We start from the raw sequence: 18,424 nt of genomic DNA, 5'->3' as shown, positions 1-18,424 counted from the left end.
TCTCTCGTGCTCGCGCGGTTCGTCGTCAGTCCAGGGCGGCCGGGCTGTCCACGGACATCACCTCGACGTCCGGGACGATCCGGCGGATCAGCCCCGCCAGGGTGCGCCCGGGCCCGAGTTCGACCAGCCGGCCGCAGCCGAGGGAGCCGGTGAGCGTGCGGACGCTCGCCTCCCAGAGCACCGGCGAGGTCAGCTGGCGGGTGCCGAGTTCGGCCCAGCCGCAGTCGCCGTCGTAGGGCCGGGCGTCGACGTTGGCCACCACCGGCAGGTGGCGCGGCGCGGCCGGGGTCTCCTTCAGCGCGGTGGCGAGGGCCTCGGCGGCGGGCGCCATGTACGGGCTGTGGAAGGCGCCGCCGACCTGGAGGCGGATGAACTTGGCGCCGATCGAGGGCGCCTCGTCCGCGACCAGGCCGACCCCGTCGACCGACCCGGAGATCACGGTCTGGCCGGGCGCGTTGACGTTGGCGACCCACACGTCCGCGCCCCTGTCCCGCGCGGCGTCCACCAGCTGCTCCACGTCCTCCAGCGGTGCGGCGACCAGCACGCCCATGGTGCCCTCGCGGGCGCCGGAGGCCTCCCGCATGGCACGGCCGCGCGCGGCGACCAGGGCAGCGGCGGCGCCGACGGTGAAGGCGCCGGCCGCGGTGAGGGCGGCGTACTCGCCCAGGCTGTGACCGGCGCAGGCGACCACGGGCCCGTCGAAGGCCTCCCGCCGTACCGCCTCGGCGTGGGCGATCATCGCGACCGAGAACACGGACAGCTGGGCCAGGTCGGTGCGGCGCAGCTGCTCCGTCGACGCGTTGAGCAGCAGCTCGGCGACGTCCTCCCCGGTGGCCTCGGAGATCTCCGCGGTGATCTCCCAGGACGGCGTGTCCCGCCACGGGGCGCCCATTGCCTGACGCTGCGTTCCCTGGCCGGGAAACACCAGACCGATCGGCCGCTGCTCCATGGATCCACCTTCCGCACGGACGTCGTCGAGGGCACGGGGACCCGCACCGGTCAGGCCGGTGCGGACCGCCGCGGACCGGCGGCCACGGGGAGAGCCGCCGGAGACCGGGAACAACCCTGGAAGATGAATCCCGTTCCCTGCGGATCCATCCAACTGCCCCCTCGCGCACGGGGCAACGCGCGTTTCAGGAACCTGCGCCCGTCCGTCTCAGGGGCGGCCGGTGCCGTCCTGCCAGGTCGTGCCGCGCGGCAGCAGCCCCAGCTCCGCCGCCCTGACCCCGGCCTGGAAACGGGACGTGGCACCGAGCAGGGCCATGATCTCCGCGACGTAACGGCGGTAGGTCCGCACGGAGACGGTCAGTTCGCGGGCGGCCACCTCGTCGGTGACACCGGCCCGCATGGCGCCCAGTATCTGGCGGGCCAGTACCGCCCGGTCGGGGTCGCCGAACACGAGCTCCTCGTCCGGCGGGACCGCGCTGCTCCAGATGCTCTCGAACAGCGTCCCCAGGGCCTCCAGCACCTCGGGCACCCTGATGAGGGACGCCCGGCGGTCGGCGGGCGGACCCACCACCACCAGGGCGGTGGCGCCGTCGGCCATGAGGACCTGCAGGGGCGGCAGCCGCGCCACCCGGATCGCGAGCTGCCCCTGGACCTCGGGAGGCAGCCGCTCCCAGAACGTCTCGCCCACCAGGTCGGGACTGGCCAGCAGCCGTATCGAGACCGTCTCCCGCGGGAACTGCAGCAGCCCGGACTCCAGCCGCCCGATCTTCTCCAGCCGCTTGCCGGGGGCCGGCACCCGCGAACGCAGGACGTCGACGGTGCTGCCCGCCTGCTGGATCAGCTCACGCGTGACGCCGATGAGCTTGCCGTAGCTGCCGGGGAGCGCCGTGATGAGCTGCTCCCGCCGGCTGCGGTCCCGGTGGATGATCACGGTTGACTCGATCAACTCTCTGAGCTGCAGGAGGGCATGCTCCAACTCGTCCCCCGATTGGCTGCACACGGTGTGCCCCCACTCCTCGCTGGATGTTCCGTTCCTCGGGGCGCCGCGGCACCCGGGCGGCGTCCCGCCCGGGTGGTCACGGAGCCTTGGGCAGCAGCCCGATCTCGACGGCGCGCACGCCGGCCTGGAAGCGGGAGGTCGCGTTCAACTCCCGCATGATCTCAGCCACGTGCCGCCGGTAGGTGCGCAGGGACACCTGCAGCTCGCGCGCGGCGGTGGCGTCGGTGCGCCCGGAGCGCAGCTGTTCCAGGATGCGGCGGGTGAGGTCGGAGCGCAGCCGCGGGCTCAGCTCGGGGTGGTCGACGAGCTTGCGGCCGCGCGACCAGACACCGGCGTACAGCAGCTGGAGGGTGCTGACCGCGGCGCAGTCGGTGACCATCGCCGCCCGGCCGTCCCCGGCGCCCCTGGCCCCCAGCCGCAGGAACGCGGACGTTCCGTCGACCACGACGATGCCGCACAGTTCGTGCGGGAACACCCGGACGGCCGGGAGGCTGCGCAGCCGGGCGGGGGCCACGTCGACGGCGGCCGGGCTGCACAGCACGCGGACGGTCACTCCGCTCGGCACCCGCACCAGGCACCGCAGCACGCCTTCCACCAAAGCGGCCGATCCGGTCAGCGCCACGTTCACCGAGCGGCGCGCGCTGAGGACGAGTTCTTCGAGGGTCTCGGCGGTCCCTTCGGCGTCCATGTGCGTCAGGCCGGAGGCCGTCGCCGGCCGGCGACGGTGCAGGGAGACCGTGTACTCGATCAGACCCCGGGCCTGCAGCAGCGTCTGCTCCACGCGAGCGGCATGGCCCTGGGGGGCGGTTCCCTCCAGCTCGCCGACCGTTGGAAGTTCGAACAAAGTGCCAGCCACGCGTGCGCCCCCATGTTGTTCCACCTTGCGTCGCCGCGCGTGTACCGGCTCAGGATGGCCCCAGCTGAGTGGCGCTCAGCGCCACCGCCGGCCCCCGCTCGGCGCATTGTTTAAATCAGAAGTTAATTTCGTGCCAACCGTGACGCATTGCCCCCTGGGCAATAAAAGGCGTGTTGTGGATCGGTCGTGTGCTTTGTGCTCACGGTGCGGCCGAAATCAGGTGTAGGTAATCACGACTCCCCGACGATATCCAGTTCTAGTGGCGCTGTCAGTGACAGCAAGCTGCAGGTTTGACGACCGGCACCCGCGGTACCGCTTCCGCTTTGGGTGCTATGGGGACGGTTACTCGCGCGTATCGCCGCGGTGGTGGCCCCAAGTTGCCAACTTTGCCTGGTGTGCCGCTGTTACGGCCCTGTGCCGCTGTGGTAGCCGTCTCGCCACGCGTGGAGATGCCAACCAAACGGTCAATCGGAATGAATCCACCTATTCAGAAATTACGGGCCGGTAGGTGTTCAGTCTCGCCGACGAGAGTTTGAGCAACGTTCAGAACGATCGGTGGCATTGGCAACGAACCAGGTGATCGCCGTTCCTCCGGTACGGCGTTCCGGCCGGGATCGCCGGCTCGCCCCCCGCGTTCTCCGCGCCGGACAACCCGGGCATCAGCCCCTGTGTCGGCAGGATATAGGGCTCGGACATGCGTGCTCTATACCAATGGCAATTCATGGAACGAAGGTGAGCAACGGTCTGCTTTGCCACCGCCGAAAGCATGCAGGACGCTGTGCACTCCGCCCCGGCGGGCCGCACCACGGGAGCCGGGCCGGGCAGGGCCGGGCGCGCCACGAGGAACCCCGCCCGGCCCGTAACCCGGCGAGCGGTCCGGGGTTGGTAGCGCAAGGGGGTCCGCCGTCGGTGCGCGGCCCCCGTGGACAGCGGGAGGCAGGAAGCCGTGGTGGATGCCGCGCGCCGGGGGCAGGGGGACGGCGGGGAACACGACGGGCGGTACCCCGAGGGCGGGAACCGGGCCGGGCGCCCGGGCGGGCCGGCCCGCGACCGGGGACGCGCCGGGCAGGAGGGCGTCCCACGGCGCCAGTCGGCACGCGAGTCGGCGGCACGCACGTACGCGCGCGCCCTGCCGATCGTGCCGGTACGCGCGCGTGGCCTGACCGTCGAGGACGCCGACGGCCGCCGCTACCTGGACTGCCTCTCCGGCGCCGGAACGCTCGCCCTGGGACACAACCACCCCGTCGTCCTGGAGGCGATCCGCACGGTCCTCGACTCGGGCGCCCCGCTGCACGTCCCCGACCTCGCCACCCCCGTCAAGGACGCCTTCGTCACCGAACTGCTCCACACGCTGCCGCCCGGCCTCGCCGCCCACGCGCGCGTGCGGTTCTGCGGACCGGCGGACAGCGACGCGGTACGGGCCGCCTTCCGGCTCGTGCGCGCCGCGACCGGACGGACCGGCCTGATCGCCTTCACCCGCGCCCACCAGGGCGCGAGCGCCGAGGTCAGCGAAGCCTCCGGCGACCCGCTCGACCCGCGGATCACCCGCCTGCCCCACCCGCAGGACTACCGCTGCCCGTTCGGTGTCGGCGGCCCCCGCGGCGCCGAACTCGCCGCCCACTGGACCGAGTCCGTCCTCGACGGCCCCCGGCCGGGCGTGCCGCAGCCCGCCGGGATGATCCTCGAACCCGTGCAGGACGAGGGCGGGGTGCTGCCCGCGCCCGACGCGTGGCTGCGGAGCATGCGGCGGATCACGGCCGAGCGGGGCATCCCGCTCATCGTGGACGAGACCCACACAGGGGTCGGGCGGACCGGCGCGTTGTGGGCGGTGGAGCACAGCGGCGCGACCCCGGACGTGATGGTCCTGTCCAAGGCCATCGGCGGCAGCCTGCCGCTCGCCGTACTGGTCCACCACGAGGACCTCGGCGCCGGGCAGCCGGACACACCGGCCGGCCCGTTCCGCGGCAACCAGCTCGCCATGGCCGCCGGCACGGCCACGCTCGCGTACGTCCGTGAGAACCGGCTCGCCGAACGCGCGGCACGGCTCGGCGCGCACATGCTGACCCGGCTCCGCGCCCTGGCCGGTGACTTTCCCTGCGTCGGCGACGTACGGGGCCGGGGCCTGATGATCGGCGTCGAACTGGTGAGGCCGGAGGAGGACCAGGGCACCTGTGGACGTCCTGTCGACCCCGGCTCGCCGACGTCCGGTACCGAGCCGCAAACCGGCCGGACGCCTCGCACCGCCGCACCCGAACTCGCCGCGGCCGTCCAGCGCGCGTGTCTGCGGCGGGGCCTGATCGTGGACCTGGGCGGCCCGCACGCGAACGTCGTCCGGCTGCTGCCGCCCCTGACGATCACCGACGAGCAGGCAGCGGCCGTGCTCGACCGCCTGGCCGAGGCATTGGGCGCCGCCGCCGGCCGCGCGGACGCCCGTACGGGGTGACGCGCGCGTGCCGCGGCCACGCCGGACCGCCGGCGACCCCCGGCACGAGAGGACCCCTCGAACGAGGGGCTCCTCCCCGGTGACCACCCGTTTGTCAGTGCCGGGCCGTAGGGTGGTCGGGCTATGACGAAGCCCTCACTCCCCGAACTCCTGCACGCCGCCGTCACAGCCGTCGGCGGCACGGAGCGCCCCGGCCAGGTGGCCATGGCCGAAGCGGTCGCCCAGGCCGTCGACGACGGTTCGCATCTGCTGGTCCAGGCCGGCACCGGCACCGGAAAGTCCCTCGGCTACCTGGTGCCCGCGCTCGCCCAGGGGGAGAGGGTCGTGGTCGCCACCGCCACGCTGGCCCTGCAGCGCCAGCTGGTCGAGCGGGACCTGCCGCGCACGGTGGAGGCGCTGCACCCGCTGCTGCGCCGCCGCCCGGAGTTCGCCATGCTGAAGGGCCGGTCGAACTACCTGTGCCTGCACCGCCTGCACGAGGGCGTCCCGCAGGACGAGGAGGAGGGTCTCTTCGACCAGTTCGAGGCCGCGGCGCCCACCAGCAAGCTCGGCCAGGACCTGCTGCGGCTGCGCGACTGGGCCGACGACACCGAGACCGGCGACCGTGACGACCTGACGCCGGGTGTCTCCGACCGGGCCTGGTCCCAGGTGTCGGTGTCGTCCCGCGAATGCCTGGGCGCCACCAAGTGCGCGTACGGCACCGAATGCTTCGCCGAGACGGCCCGCGAGCGCGCCAAGCTCGCCGACGTCGTCGTCACCAACCACGCGCTGCTCGCGATCGACGCCATCGAGGGCGCCCCGGTCCTCCCGCAGCACGAGGTGCTGATCGTGGACGAGGCGCACGAGCTGGTCTCCCGCGTCACCGGAGTCGCCACCGGCGAACTCACCCCCGGGCAGGTCAACCGCGCGGTCCGCCGCGCCGCCAAGCTCGTCAACGAGAAGGCCGCCGACCAGCTCCAGACCGCCGCCGAGGGCTTCGAGCGGCTCATGGAGCTGGCCCTGCCGGGCCGCCTGGAGGAGATCCCGGAGGACCTCGGCTACGCCCTGACGGCCCTGCGCGACGCGTGCCGCACGGTGATCTCCGCGCTCGGCACCACCCGCGACAAGTCCGTCCAGGACGAGGACGCCGTCCGCAAGCAGGCACTGGCGAGCGTGGAGACCGTGCACAGCGTGGCGGAGCGCATCACGCACGGCTCCGAGTGGGACGTCGTCTGGTACGAGCGGCACGAGCCCCGCGCCGGAGCGGCCTTCCGGTACAGCGGCGCCTCCCTGCGCGTGGCCCCCATGTCCGTGTCGGGCCTGCTGCGGGAGAAGCTGTTCGCGGACCGCTCGGTGGTGCTGACCTCCGCGACCCTGAAGCTCGGCGGCGACTTCAACGGCGTCGCCGCCTCCCTGGGCCTGGCCCCCGAGGGCACGGAGGGCGAGGACCTGCCGCAGTGGAAGGGCGTCGACGTCGGCTCGCCCTTCGACTATCCCAGGCAGGGCATCCTCTACGTAGCCAAGCATCTGGCCCGCCCCGCGCGGGACGGCGACCGGGGCGACATGCTGGACGAGCTGACCGAGCTCATCCAGGCGGCCGGCGGCCGTACCCTCGGGCTGTTCTCGTCGATGCGCGCCGCCCAGCTCGCCGCCGAGGAACTGCGCTCCCGGATCCCGGAGTTCCCGATCCTGCTCCAGGGCGAGGAGACACTCGGCGAGCTGATCAAGAACTTCGCGGCCGACCCGAAGACCTGCCTGTTCGGCACGCTGTCGCTCTGGCAGGGCGTCGACGTGCCGGGGCCGAGCTGCCAGCTCGTCGTCATGGACAAGATCCCGTTCCCGCGCCCGGACGACCCGCTGATGAGCGCCCGCCAGAAGGCGGTGGAGGACGCCGGGGGCAACGGCTTCATGGCGGTCGCCGCGACGCACGCGGCGCTGCTCATGGCCCAGGGCGCGGGCCGTCTGGTCCGGGCCTCGGGCGACCGCGGCGTGGTCGCCGTCCTCGACCCACGGCTGGCGACGGCCCGCTACGGCAGTTACCTCAAGGCGTCACTGCCCGACTTCTGGTACACGACAGACCGCAACCAGGTCCGCAAGTCCCTGTCCGCGATCGACGCGAAGGCAAGGGCGGAGTCCCAGTAGACACGGCGCGCGGGGGATTTACCGGCCCGTCTCGCGGGGGAGCGCCGGTTCAGGCGCAAAAAACGGGACCCCGGAACCGGCGCAGGGGTTCCGGGGCCCGGTCAGGGAGCGGGCGGTGGCGTGGCCCGCCCGCCTCGGACCTCACACGCGGCGCAGCACGGCGACCACCTTGCCCAGGATGGTCGCGTCGTCACCGGGGATCGGCTCGTAGGCGGAGTTGTGGGGGAGGAGCCAGACGTGGCCGTCCTCGCGCTTGAAGCGCTTGACGGTGGCTTCTCCGTCGAGCATCGCGGCCACGATGTCGCCGTTCTCGGCGACGGGCTGGCGGCGGACCGTGACCCAGTCGCCGTCGCAGATGGCGGCCTCGATCATCGAGTCGCCGACGACCTTCAGGACGAACAGCTCACCGTCGCCGACGAGCTGCCGCGGGAGGGGGAAGACGTCCTCGACGGATTCCTCGGCGAGGATCGGGCCACCGGCGGCGATACGGCCGACCAGCGGCACGTATGACGCGGCGGGCTTGCCGGCGGTGTCCGTGGGCTGCACGGAGGAGGCCTGGTCGCTGCCGCGCACCTCGTAGGCCCGCGGGCGGTGCGGGTCGCGGCGCAGGAAGCCCTTGCGCTCGAGCGCCATGAGCTGGTGTGCCACCGACGAGGTGCTGGACAGGCCCACGGCCTGGCCGATCTCCCGCATCGACGGCGGGTACCCGCGGCGCTGCACGGAGTCCCTGATGACCTCGATCACCCGGCGCTGCCGGTCGGTGAGTCCGGAACTGTCCGCCCGGATGCCTGGAGGTCGTCCGGGCAGGGAGCGCTTGTGCCCCTCGGGATTCGTGGCTTCGTTCATCGCGTGCACCGGCTCGAGTCGGCCCTGGGAGCGGTCCTGGGCAGTGATGGTGGCACTGTCTGCGGTCGTGGTCACGTCGGCCCCTCTCGATGGTCTCCCTGCTGCACAACGGTAGTTGCTTTCGAAAGGTTGCGCCAAACACACGTTCGAGTGAAAAAACGCGATTCAAGTGACGTGATCGTGAGTCCAGGTGTATTGGTACCGGGCTTACCGTGCTGCGGGGCGGGCAGAAGGGCCCGTGGCTCGTCCTGCGTCACCGCCGGGACGGCGGCCCCGCGGGGCGCCGCCCAGTCTGCCATCCGGCCTTCCGCCGGCCGGATCCGGACCTCCGTCCTTCGCGGGAGCGGCACGTCCCCTCCGCGTGGTGCCCACGGTATCCCCGCATCCGCCGCGGCGGGGCGGCCGCGACACGCGCGTACGGCGTGTGTATGAGCCAATCCCCACATGTAGTGGTAGGTGTTGCACCGGTAGCCCAGAAGTTGTGGTCCCCCGGGTGATCGGTCCGGCGGAGATCGCCTATGCTGAGGGCTGCTTCGTGGGGCTGATGTGGCTCGGCGAGGTCAATGGGTCTGCTGTGAGGAGGGTTGGGAACCATGCACTGCCCCTTCTGCAGGCACCCCGACAGCCGCGTCGTCGACAGCCGTACGACCGACGACGGCACGTCGATCCGCAGGCGCCGCCAGTGTCCGGACTGCTCCCGTCGTTTCACGACCGTGGAGACGTGTTCGCTCATGGTGGTCAAGCGGTCCGGGGTCACCGAGCCCTTCAGCCGCACCAAGGTCATCAACGGCGTGCGCAAGGCGTGCCAGGGGCGGCCTGTCACCGAGGACGCGCTCGCCCAGCTCGGCCAGCGGGTCGAGGAGGCGGTGCGGGCCACCGGAAGCGCCGAGCTGACCACCCACGACGTGGGACTGGCCATACTCGGCCCGCTGCAGGAGCTCGACCTCGTCGCCTACCTGCGCTTCGCCTCCGTCTACCGGGCGTTCGACTCGCTCGAGGACTTCGAGGCCGCGATCATGGAGCTCAGGCAGCAGACGGGGCGCACCGCCGCGGACGACGCGGTCCGCGAGGGCGCGGGTGCGGGGAGCCAGGAAGACGACCGCGGGCCGACGGGAACCGGGCAGGTCCCCGAACCCGCGGGCGCCGCCGACTGACCGGCGGGCCGGACCCGGACCACAGGACCGGGGCCGGCCGTGCGGCGGCGAGGGAGAAGACCTGTCGCGGGCGGCGTACGAGAGGCCCGCGACACCAGACAGAACACCGTGCCACGGGAACAAACGGGGCACTTCAGGGCGTTTTCGCCCGTACAGGGAGGCGGCATGACAGAGACGGCGAGCGGTCCGGCACGGAGTTCCCGAGCCAAGAGCACCAAGGGCGGGAAGGGACTGCGGATCGAGCGCATCCACACCACCCCTGGGGTCCACCCCTACGACGAGGTGGAGTGGGAGCGCCGTGACGTCGTCATGACCAACTGGCGCGACGGCTCGGTCAACTTCGAGCAGCGCGGCGTCGAGTTCCCCGGCTTCTGGTCGGTGAACGCGGTCAACATCGTCACCAGCAAGTATTTCCGCGGTGCCGTCGGCACCCCGCAGCGCGAGACCAGCCTCAAGCAGCTGATCGACCGCATCGTGAAGACGTACCGGAAGGCCGGTGAGGACTACACGTACTTCGCCTCGCCCGCCGACGCCGAGATCTTCGAGCACGAGCTGGCGTACGCCCTCCTGCACCAGATCTTCAGCTTCAACAGCCCTGTCTGGTTCAACGTCGGCACCCAGCAGCCCCAGCAGGTCTCGGCCTGCTTCATCCTGTCCGTCGACGACTCCATGGAGTCGATCCTCGACTGGTACAAGGAAGAGGGCATGATCTTCAAGGGCGGTTCGGGCGCCGGCCTGAACCTGTCCCGCATCCGCTCCTCCAAGGAGCTGCTGTCCTCCGGCGGCAACGCCTCCGGCCCGGTCTCCTTCATGCGCGGCGCCGACGCCTCCGCCGGCACCATCAAGTCCGGTGGCGCCACCCGCCGCGCCGCCAAGATGGTCGTCCTCGACGTCGACCACCCGGACATCGAGGACTTCATCCAGACCAAGGTGAAGGAAGAGGAGAAGATCCGCGTCCTGCGCGACGCGGGCTTCGACATGGACCTGGGCGGCGACGACATCACGTCCGTCCAGTACCAGAACGCCAACAACTCGGTCCGCGTGAACGACGAGTTCATGAAGGCGGTGGAGAACGGCGACAGGTTCGGCCTGCGCGCCCGCATGACCGGCGAGGTCATCGAAGAGGTCGACGCCAAGCAGCTGTTCCGCAAGATCGCCGAGGCCGCCTGGGCCTGCGCCGACCCCGGCATCCAGTACGACGACACCATCAACAACTGGCACACCTGCCCCGAGTCCGGCCGCATCACCGCGTCGAACCCGTGCAGCGAGTACATGCACCTGGACAACACGTCCTGCAACCTGGCCTCGCTGAACCTGATGAAGTTCCTGAAGGACGACGGCAAGGGCAACCAGTCCTTCGAGGCCGACCGCTTCCAGAAGGTCGTCGAGCTGGTCATCACCGCGATGGACATCTCCATCTGCTTCGCGGACTTCCCCACCCAGAAGATCGGCGAGAACACCCGCGCCTTCCGCCAGCTCGGCATCGGCTACGCCAACCTCGGCGCCCTGCTGATGGCCACCGGCCACGCCTACGACTCCGACGGCGGGCGCTCCCTCGCCGGCGCCATCACCTCCCTGATGACGGGCACGGCCTACCGGCGCTCCGCCGAACTCGCCGCGGTCGTCGGCCCGTACGACGGCTACGCCCGCAACGCCGACGCCCACAAGCGCGTCATGAAGCAGCACGCTGACGCCAACGCCACGGCCGTCCGCATGGACGACCTGGACACCCCGGTGTGGGCCGCCGCCACCGAGGCCTGGCAGGACGTGATCCGCCTCGGCGACAAGAACGGCTTCCGCAACTCCCAGGCGTCCGTGCTCGCCCCGACCGGCACCATCGGCCTGGCGATGTCCTGCGACACCACGGGTGTCGAGCCCGACCTCGCGCTGGTCAAGTTCAAGAAGCTGGTCGGCGGCGGCTCGATGCAGATCGTCAACGGCACGGTCCCGCAGGCCCTGCGCCGCCTGGGCTACCAGGAGGAGCAGATCGAGGCGATCGTCGCCCACATCGCCGACCACGGCAATGTGATCGACGCCCCCGGCCTGAAGCCCGAGCACTACGAGGTGTTCGACTGCGCGATGGGCGAGCGGGCCATCTCCCCGATGGGCCACGTCCGCATGATGGCCGCGATCCAGCCGTGGATCTCCGGCGCCATCTCCAAGACGGTCAACATGCCGGAGACGGCGACCGTCGAGGAGGTCGAGGAGATCTACTACGAGGCGTGGAAGCTGGGCGTCAAGGCGCTCGCCATCTACCGCGACAACTGCAAGGTCGGCCAGCCCCTCTCCGCGAAGACCAAGGACACCAAGGCCGCGGAGAAGGCCGAGATCACCGAGAAGGCCGAGGAGACGATCCGTACCGCGGTCGAGAAGGTGGTCGAGTACCGCCCGGTCCGCAAGCGCCTCCCGAAGGGCCGTCCCGGCATCACCACGTCCTTCACCGTCGGCGGCGCCGAGGGCTACATGACCGCCAACTCCTACCCGGACGACGGTCTCGGCGAGGTCTTCCTGAAGATGTCCAAGCAGGGCTCGACCCTTGCGGGCATGATGGACGCCTTCTCCATCGCGGTCTCGGTCGGCCTCCAGTACGGCGTGCCGCTGGAGACGTACGTCTCGAAGTTCACCAACATGCGCTTCGAGCCGGCCGGCATGACGGACGACCCGGACGTGCGGATGGCGCAGTCGATCGTCGACTACATCTTCCGCCGCCTGGCGCTGGACTTCCTGCCCTTCGAGACGCGCTCCGCGCTCGGCATCCACTCCGCCGAGGAACGCCAGCGCCACCTGGAGACCGGCTCGTACGAGCCGTCGGACGACGAGGTCGACGTCGAGGGCCTCGCCCAGTCGGCGCCGCGCGCCCAGGAGCTGAAGGCCGTCGCCACGCCGCAGGCCGGGACGGAGGCCGCCAAGCCCGCCCCGCAGCAGGCCCACACCAGCGCCGAACTGGTGGAAATGCAACTGGGCATCCAGGCGGACGCCCCGCTGTGCTTCTCCTGCGGCACGAAGATGCAGCGGGCGGGGTCCTGCTACATCTGCGAGGGGTGCGGCTCGACGAGCGGTTGCAGCTGACCGCCGGCCCAGCGGTGACCGCTGAGCGCTGAGACGACGGAGGGGACCGGCCCGGTGGCCGGTCCCCTTCCGCGTGTGTCCGTGCCTGCCGGCGTCCTCTCAGTTGCGCGCCGCGCCCATCGTCCTCGTGAACGTGGCCGGGTCGGTGCCGGAGCCGCGCACTCCGGGGCGGAAGTCCCAGGTGCCGGTCTCGCCCCGGACGAACTCGGCCACCGTCGCCGCCGTCGCGCCGAGGACACCGCCGAAGTCGTCCTCGGCCAGCACGGTGTAGCCCTCCCGGATGCGCAGGCCGACGTTGGCCACGTCCGCGAACGTCCGGGCGCCGGAGCGCTGCTGGATGACGACGCCGACCACCACGCGCGCGTACCGGGCGTCGAGCCGGTCCAGCTCCAGCGTCATGACCTCGTCCCAGCCGAAGCCCTTGCCGTCCTCGCTGTCCCGGTTGAGCGTGATCGTGCCGTCGGGGGAGCGGCTGTCGAAGTGCACCAGATAGGCGGCGTCACCGTGCGGATCGCTCGCCAGGTACGTACCGGCGACCAGGTCGAGATCGGAGGGCGGCTTCCCGGCCGGACTCGGATCCCACCTCAGCGAGACCTCGACCTTGCGGATTCCCTTGCCCAGACCGTTCACCAGCAGTCCCCTTCCCCGTACCCGTCCTGCACGTCCTTCCCCTAACTGCCGCGCAGCCAGGGCCGATTGCCATCCTCCCACGCAGGCCCCGCCCCGCGCCGGGAAGCGGTGCCGCCGAGCATGACCGGCGCCACGTCCAGGGCCGTACGATGGCGCGGTGCTGGTCAAGTGGAGTCGCTGCACCGTGGTGGACCGCCGCGGGTTCGAGCGGGGGCAGCGGAAATGGGCGGGGCTTCCGGGGGAGCCGGGATTTCGCGGACAGGGCGGTGGCTGGAGCCGGAGGCGACCGGACGTGGCGAACATCTTCGCCTTCTGGGAGAGCCGCGCCTTCTACGACTCCTTCATGGCGCGTTCCCACGACCGGCTCGCGACGGCCCAGTCGGGCACCTTCAAGGACGCCCGGGTGCGGCTGTTCGACTACCGCTTCGACGTGAAGACCGGCTTCGAGCCGCGCTTCACCGACGCCGACCTGGTGCGGGTCGCGCTGTGCCGCGTCCACGAGGAGCGCGCGGAGCACTTCGTCCTGATGCAGGAGAAGGTGTGGAACCCGGCGATGGCCGGCTCGCCGGGCATGATCCGCGGACTGTTCGGCGAGGCGCCGGGCCACGAGTACCTGATCCTGTCGATGTGGCGCTCGGCGGCCGAGCACGGCAAGTACCGCACGGAACGGGTGGAGCGGCTCGCCCTGCGCGCCCAGACGGAGGCCGACGTCGCGGCCCTCACCGGGGACGTCGTGGATCTCGAGACCGCCTGGACCGTTTGATTCCCGGACCGTCCCGGCGTGCGGCACACGCGTGTGCCGCCGGCACGCTCCTACGTGCGGCACGCACGCGTGGTCACCGGGCATGACCCTACGTGCGGCACGCCCGTGTGGCACCGGGCATGATCCGGCGTGCGGCACGCGCGTGTGGCCGGCGGTCCGTGTGACGAACGCCGTGTCGCGATCCGTGTGACCTACGCCGTACGGGGCCCGCGCGGGTGCTCGACGGCCACCGGCCCGATCTAGTGTGCTGGCATGGCACGACCACGGCGCATCGTTCTCGTCCGGCACGGCGAGTCGACGGGCAATGTCGACGACTCCGTCTACGAGCGGGAGCCCGACCACGCTCTCGCCCTCACCGAACGCGGCTGGCGGCAGGCCGAGGAGACGGGCAAGGCGCTGCGCGAGCTGTTCGGCCGTGAGCGGGTCAGCGTGTACGTCTCCCCGTACCGCCGTACGCACGAGACGCTGCGCGCCTTCCACCTCGACCCCGAGCTGATACGCGTGCGCGAGGAGCCCCGGCTGCGCGAGCAGGACTGGGGCAACTGGCAGGACCGTGACGACGTCCGCCTCCAGAAGGCCTACCGGGACGCCTACGGCCACTTCTTCTACCGCTTCGCGCAGGGCGAGTCCGGGGCCGACGTGTACGACCGGGTCGGCGGCTTCCTGGAGAGCCTGTTCCGCAGCTTCGAGGCGCCGGACCACCCGCCGAACGTCCTGATCGTGACGCACGGACTGGCCATGCGGCTGTTCTGCATGAGGTGGTTCCACTGGACGGTGGCCGAGTTCGAGTCGCTGGCCAATCCGGGGAACGGGGAGGTGCGGATGCTCGTTCTCGGGGACGACGGCAAGTACATGCTGGACCGGCCGTTCGAACGCTGGCGTGATCCGGAACCGTACGGGGATCACCGAATAGAGTGGCAGAGCGATGACCGCTGACTCCTTCGACTCCTCACCCGACGAACCCGGCGTATCCGGCGAACCCGGCACGGTCGACGTGGCCGACGCGCCCGCCCGGCGCCTGGAGCGCGCCCTGGCAGCCCTGCGCGGACTGTCGGTCGGAGACGCGCTGGGCGCCCAGTTCTCCGTCCCGGTGAACTACCCGCTGCTCAAGCGGCGCGAGCTGCCCGACGGGCCCTGGCAGTGGACGGACGACACGGAGATGGCCTGCTCCGTGGTCGCCGTCCTCGCCGCCCACCACCGCGTCGACCAGGACGCGCTGGCGCACTCCTTCGCCGGGCACCACGACGCGGACCGCGGCTACGGCCGGGCCGTCGACCGGCTGCTGAGGCAGATCCGCGAGGGCGGCGACTGGCGCGAGCTGTCCGCCGCGCTGTTCAACGGGCAGGGCTCCTGGGGCAACGGCGCCGCGATGCGGATCGCCCCGCTGGGCGCCTGGTACGCGGACGACCCCGAGCAGGCCACGCACCAGGCGGAGATCTCCGCCTACCCCACCCATCAGCACCGCGAGGCCGTGGTCGGCGCGATGGCCGTCGCCGCTGCCGCCGCGCTGGCCGCCGCCCCGGGCGGGCCGCCGAGCGCCGAAGGGCTCATCGACGGCGTAGTCGGCCTGGTGCCGAAGAGGAGCGCGGTCGGCGCGGGCCTGCGCCGGGCCCTGGACATGCTCGACTACGGCGACCCGGGCACCGTCGCGGCGGTCCTCGGCTGCGGACGGCGTACGACGGCGCACGACACGGTGCCCTTCGCGCTGTGGTCGGCCGCGCGGTGCCTCGGCGACTACGAGCAGGCGTTCTGGACGACCGCGCAGGCCGGTGGGGACGTGGACACGACCTGCGCGATCGTGGGCGGCGTGATCGCTTCGGCCAGGACGGGCACCCCGCCGACGGAGTGGCTGGAGCGGACGGAGAGCCTGCCGGAGTGGGTGCCGGGGGTGGGGGAGAGGGCGTCGGCGACGGGCTGAGCGCGGCGGGGACAGAGCCTGGACCGGGGCCTTCCGCGCTGCCGGCGTACGCGAACGCCGTCAGCAGTACGACGGCGGCGGCGAAGGCGCCGACGGTCAGGCCGTCCCACCCAGCGCCCGTCGAGCCATGCGGCGAGCCGGATTCGCCCTGCGCTCCGTCCTTCACGAATGCGACCCGAGCCAGGGGAAACGCTTCCATGCGGTGATAGCGTCGAGGACGTGGCTGGTGTCGGCGCCCGGGCAGACCTGCGAATGGGTCGACCGGGAACTCGAGGGGCTGATCGACCGGCCGATGTTCCCGCTGCTTCGCCCGGCCGACACCTGACGGCAGCCTTCCAACGTCCCGGAACGGCCCGGGGAACCGGGGTGTCGCGGCGGGATGCGGGCGGCGTACCCTAAGGGCGCCATGCCGTACGAACCGCCTACTCACACCGTCGAGCGCTCCCTGCGCGCCACGACCGGAGCGAAGGTCATTGCCGGTGTCGACGAGGTGGGGCGCGGCGCGTGGGCCGGTCCCGTCACCGTCTGCGCAGCGATCACCGGACTGCGCCGGCCCCCCGAAGGCCTCACCGACTCCAAGCTCCTCACCGTCAAACGCCGCGAGGAACTCGCCGAGACGCTGCGGACCTGGGTGACGTCGTACGCCCTCGGTCACGCCTCCCCGGAGGAGATCGACGACCTGGGGATGACGGCCGCGCTGCGGCTCGCCGCGGTACGCGCCCTGCAAGCCCTGCCCGTCCGGCCCGACGCGGTGATCCTCGACGGGAAGCACGACTACCTCGGCGCCCCCTGGCGGGTCCGGACCGTCATCAAGGGCGACCAGTCGTGCGTGGCGGTCGCGGCGGCCTCGGTGATCGCCAAGGTCCAGCGCGACAAAATGATGGCCGAACTGGGCAGCGACCATGCAGACTTCGGTTTTGCGGACAACGCCGGGTATCCGTCGCCCGTGCACAAGGCCGCACTGGCGGAGCGGGGCCCCACCCCGCACCACCGGTTGTCGTGGGCGTATCTTGATGCGCTGCCCAGGTGGCGGCACCTGAAGAAGGTCCGCACCTTGGTGAACGCGGGCGTGCCGGAGATCGAGGGTCAGCTCGGCTTCGATTTCTGACGGTTGCCCGTGCGGTCAAGGGCCACCCGCCGACGCGAGCCGCACCGGCGTTTGATAAACATCAGCTCATGCCTCTCATTCCCGAGGAGCCTCAGATTCACGAGAGTGCCCAGGGTCCCCGCGCCACCCCGGCCAACGGCCGCACCGCGCCGACCCCCCGCCCCGTACCCGGCCCCCGTCCCGCGGCCCCGCCGCGGCCCGGCCGCCCCGGCGGCCCCCTGCGGGCCACCAGCCCGGCGCAGCGCACCCCGCATGACGTCGCCGCCGCCAAGCCCGCGCCGTCGGGACCGGCCGCTGCCGCCGGTTCCGCCACCCCGCAGGTCCAGCTGATCCCGGCGTCGGTCGAGGGTGCCCTCGACGCCGCCGAGGAAGCCGTGGACCTACTCCTGGACTCGGGCCGCGCGCCCGGCGACATCCTGGTGGTCACCACCGGCGAGCAGCACCCGTGGGCCGCCCACGAGCTGTCCTTCGGTGAGGCCTCCTACTGGGCGCAGCACGACGCGCGGGACGACGTGTTCTACGCGGACGCCGCCGTCGTGGACCGCGCCGCCGCGCGTCCCGTGGTCGTCGTCGCCGTCAACGGCGGCCCGGAAGCGTCCGCCGCCGCGGCCCTGGCCACGGCCCACTCGCGGGCCGGCGCCCTGCTGATCGTCTGCGGCGACCCGCAGCGGATCAACGCGGTGCTGGGCGCGGGCGTCTGAGCCGACACCCGCGCGTCCCGGGCGGCGCCGGGTGACGTCGTGTGGTGGCTGTGCGTGCGCGTGCGAGTACGGCGTGCCTGGGCGTGTGCTGTCTGCCTGTGCGTGCTGCGTGTCCGTGTCTGCTGAGTGCCCCTGTGCGCCGCGCGGGGGAGGCGGCAAGGCGGAACGTCCCGCCGCAGTTGCTCACGCGTTCAAAGAGTCGGCCGGGTCAGCGGGCCGCCACGCGGCGCAGCACGTCCGAGGAGACGCCGCCGGTCCTCGGCGGCGGAGGCAGCGCCTCGGACGTGGCGAACGGCTCCGGTGTCGAATCCACACTCGGCCGGCGTCCACCCCGCCCGTCACCGAGCACCTGCCAGCCGTCTCGCGTCAGCGTGATGTACGCCCCGCAGCGCAGCCCGTGCAGGGTGCAGGCGTCCCGCAGGCCCCACATCCACGCGCCGTCCTCCTCCGTCCAGCGCGCATCGCCCTCACGGCAGTACAGCAGCACGGCCGTGCGCACCGGCGTGCGGCGGCGCAGATCGTGCGGGATGACCCGGCGCAGCTGGGCGAGCAGCGCGTTGCGGAACATCCAGCCGTCGGCCTGCGCCTGGCGACGCGTGAACGAGGCGCTCGCCCGCAGCCGGTCGTCCGGATCGAGCACCGCCACGACGGCCGTCTCGGGCCGCGGGCGGTGCCGGGTGTGCAGTCCGCTGACGATCTCGCGGGGATTGCGCAGCAGCGGGATCCCCGCGGCGGCCCATTCCGCGGGCTCGAGCACACGATTGGCGGAGGTGGCGGACGTCGACAACGAGGCCGCCGAGGACGGAGCGAATCCGAAGGTCACGTTCCTCCCTTCGGCTACGCGCCCACACTGCGGGCGGGGTCGGA

General features: G+C 71.9%; 17 protein-coding genes. 10 read left to right on the top strand and 7 right to left on the bottom strand.

Annotated elements, in window-relative coordinates:
• Window positions 1-25: 25 nt before the first annotated feature.
• From AB0M97_RS03365 to AB0M97_RS03350, 4 genes are all read right to left on the bottom strand, one after another.
• Entirely contained in the window at window positions 26-949 is a 924-nt protein-coding gene (locus tag AB0M97_RS03365) for an ACP S-malonyltransferase (protein ID WP_365958994.1), read from the bottom strand.
• 207 nt (window positions 950-1,156) lie between these two features.
• Window positions 1,157-1,948, bottom strand: coding sequence for a LuxR family transcriptional regulator (locus AB0M97_RS03360; protein WP_365958993.1), 792 nt, complete (start codon window positions 1,946-1,948; stop codon window positions 1,157-1,159).
• Window positions 1,949-2,024: 76 nt separating this feature from the next.
• Entirely contained in the window at window positions 2,025-2,804 is a 780-nt protein-coding gene (locus AB0M97_RS03355) for a LuxR C-terminal-related transcriptional regulator (protein WP_365958992.1), read from the bottom strand.
• 543 nt (window positions 2,805-3,347) lie between these two features.
• A complete protein-coding gene (locus AB0M97_RS03350) occupies window positions 3,348-3,500 on the bottom strand; it encodes a hypothetical protein (RefSeq protein WP_365958991.1) in 153 nt (50 codons plus the stop codon).
• Window positions 3,501-3,753: 253 nt separating this feature from the next.
• Between AB0M97_RS03350 and AB0M97_RS03345 the strand changes: the two genes are divergently transcribed.
• Window positions 3,754-5,247 carry an aminotransferase class III-fold pyridoxal phosphate-dependent enzyme gene (locus AB0M97_RS03345; RefSeq protein ID WP_365958990.1) on the top strand — a complete coding sequence of 498 codons (1,494 nt, stop codon included), beginning with the start codon at window positions 3,754-3,756 and terminating at the stop codon, window positions 5,245-5,247.
• A 123-nt stretch (window positions 5,248-5,370) separates the two neighbouring features.
• Window positions 5,371-7,368: an ATP-dependent DNA helicase gene (locus tag AB0M97_RS03340; protein WP_365958989.1), complete on the top strand. Its 1,998-nt coding sequence runs from the start codon at window positions 5,371-5,373 to the stop codon at window positions 7,366-7,368.
• A gap of 141 nt (window positions 7,369-7,509) precedes the next feature.
• Here the strand turns inward: AB0M97_RS03340 and lexA are convergent, their stop codons facing one another.
• Window positions 7,510-8,289, bottom strand: coding sequence for a transcriptional repressor LexA (lexA, locus tag AB0M97_RS03335; protein WP_362445790.1), 780 nt, complete (start codon window positions 8,287-8,289; stop codon window positions 7,510-7,512).
• A gap of 518 nt (window positions 8,290-8,807) precedes the next feature.
• On the opposite strand from lexA, the gene nrdR reads away from it, so the two are divergent.
• Window positions 8,808-9,368, top strand: a complete 561-nt coding sequence (gene nrdR, locus AB0M97_RS03330) for a transcriptional regulator NrdR (protein WP_365958988.1) — start codon at window positions 8,808-8,810, stop codon at window positions 9,366-9,368.
• A gap of 165 nt (window positions 9,369-9,533) precedes the next feature.
• On the top strand, window positions 9,534-12,437 hold the full coding sequence (locus AB0M97_RS03325; protein ID WP_365958987.1) for a vitamin B12-dependent ribonucleotide reductase: 2,904 nt from the start codon (window positions 9,534-9,536) through the stop codon (window positions 12,435-12,437).
• A 99-nt stretch (window positions 12,438-12,536) separates the two neighbouring features.
• Here the strand turns inward: AB0M97_RS03325 and AB0M97_RS03320 are convergent, their stop codons facing one another.
• Window positions 12,537-13,067 (bottom strand): TerD family protein, encoded by a 531-nt coding sequence (locus AB0M97_RS03320; RefSeq protein ID WP_365958986.1) that lies wholly within the window; start codon window positions 13,065-13,067, stop codon window positions 12,537-12,539.
• 157 nt (window positions 13,068-13,224) lie between these two features.
• On the opposite strand from AB0M97_RS03320, the gene AB0M97_RS03315 reads away from it, so the two are divergent.
• From AB0M97_RS03315 to AB0M97_RS03290, 6 genes are all read left to right on the top strand, one after another.
• The gene (locus tag AB0M97_RS03315; protein ID WP_365958985.1) at window positions 13,225-13,830 is read left to right on the top strand and encodes a YdbC family protein; all 606 of its coding nucleotides are present in this window, start codon (window positions 13,225-13,227) and stop codon (window positions 13,828-13,830) included.
• 252 nt (window positions 13,831-14,082) lie between these two features.
• Window positions 14,083-14,766 carry a histidine phosphatase family protein gene (locus AB0M97_RS03310; protein ID WP_365958984.1) on the top strand — a complete coding sequence of 228 codons (684 nt, stop codon included), beginning with the start codon at window positions 14,083-14,085 and terminating at the stop codon, window positions 14,764-14,766.
• Window positions 14,756-15,748 (top strand): ADP-ribosylglycohydrolase family protein, encoded by a 993-nt coding sequence (locus tag AB0M97_RS03305; protein ID WP_365958983.1) that lies wholly within the window; start codon window positions 14,756-14,758, stop codon window positions 15,746-15,748. The genes AB0M97_RS03310 and AB0M97_RS03305 overlap by 11 nt, the downstream gene beginning before the upstream one ends.
• A 202-nt stretch (window positions 15,749-15,950) precedes the next feature.
• Window positions 15,951-16,073 (top strand): hypothetical protein, encoded by a 123-nt coding sequence (locus AB0M97_RS03300; RefSeq protein WP_365958982.1) that lies wholly within the window; start codon window positions 15,951-15,953, stop codon window positions 16,071-16,073.
• A gap of 81 nt (window positions 16,074-16,154) precedes the next feature.
• Complete coding sequence (locus AB0M97_RS03295) at window positions 16,155-16,856, top strand: ribonuclease HII (protein ID WP_365958981.1); 702 nt, start codon at window positions 16,155-16,157, stop codon at window positions 16,854-16,856.
• A gap of 68 nt (window positions 16,857-16,924) precedes the next feature.
• A complete protein-coding gene (locus AB0M97_RS03290; protein WP_365958980.1) occupies window positions 16,925-17,557 on the top strand; it encodes a hypothetical protein in 633 nt (210 codons plus the stop codon).
• A gap of 208 nt (window positions 17,558-17,765) precedes the next feature.
• On the opposite strand, the gene AB0M97_RS03285 is transcribed toward AB0M97_RS03290, so the two are convergent.
• The gene (locus tag AB0M97_RS03285) at window positions 17,766-18,380 is read right to left on the bottom strand and encodes a hypothetical protein (protein ID WP_365958979.1); all 615 of its coding nucleotides are present in this window, start codon (window positions 18,378-18,380) and stop codon (window positions 17,766-17,768) included.
• Window positions 18,381-18,424: the final 44 nt, after the last annotated feature.

It is taken from the genome of Streptomyces sp. NPDC051207 (assembly GCF_040682395.1).
In the GTDB taxonomy this organism is placed as follows: Bacteria; Actinomycetota; Actinomycetes; order Streptomycetales; family Streptomycetaceae; genus Streptomyces.
The sequence above is the reverse complement of the archived record's forward strand: the minus strand, read 5'-3'. Positions and strand labels throughout refer to the sequence as shown.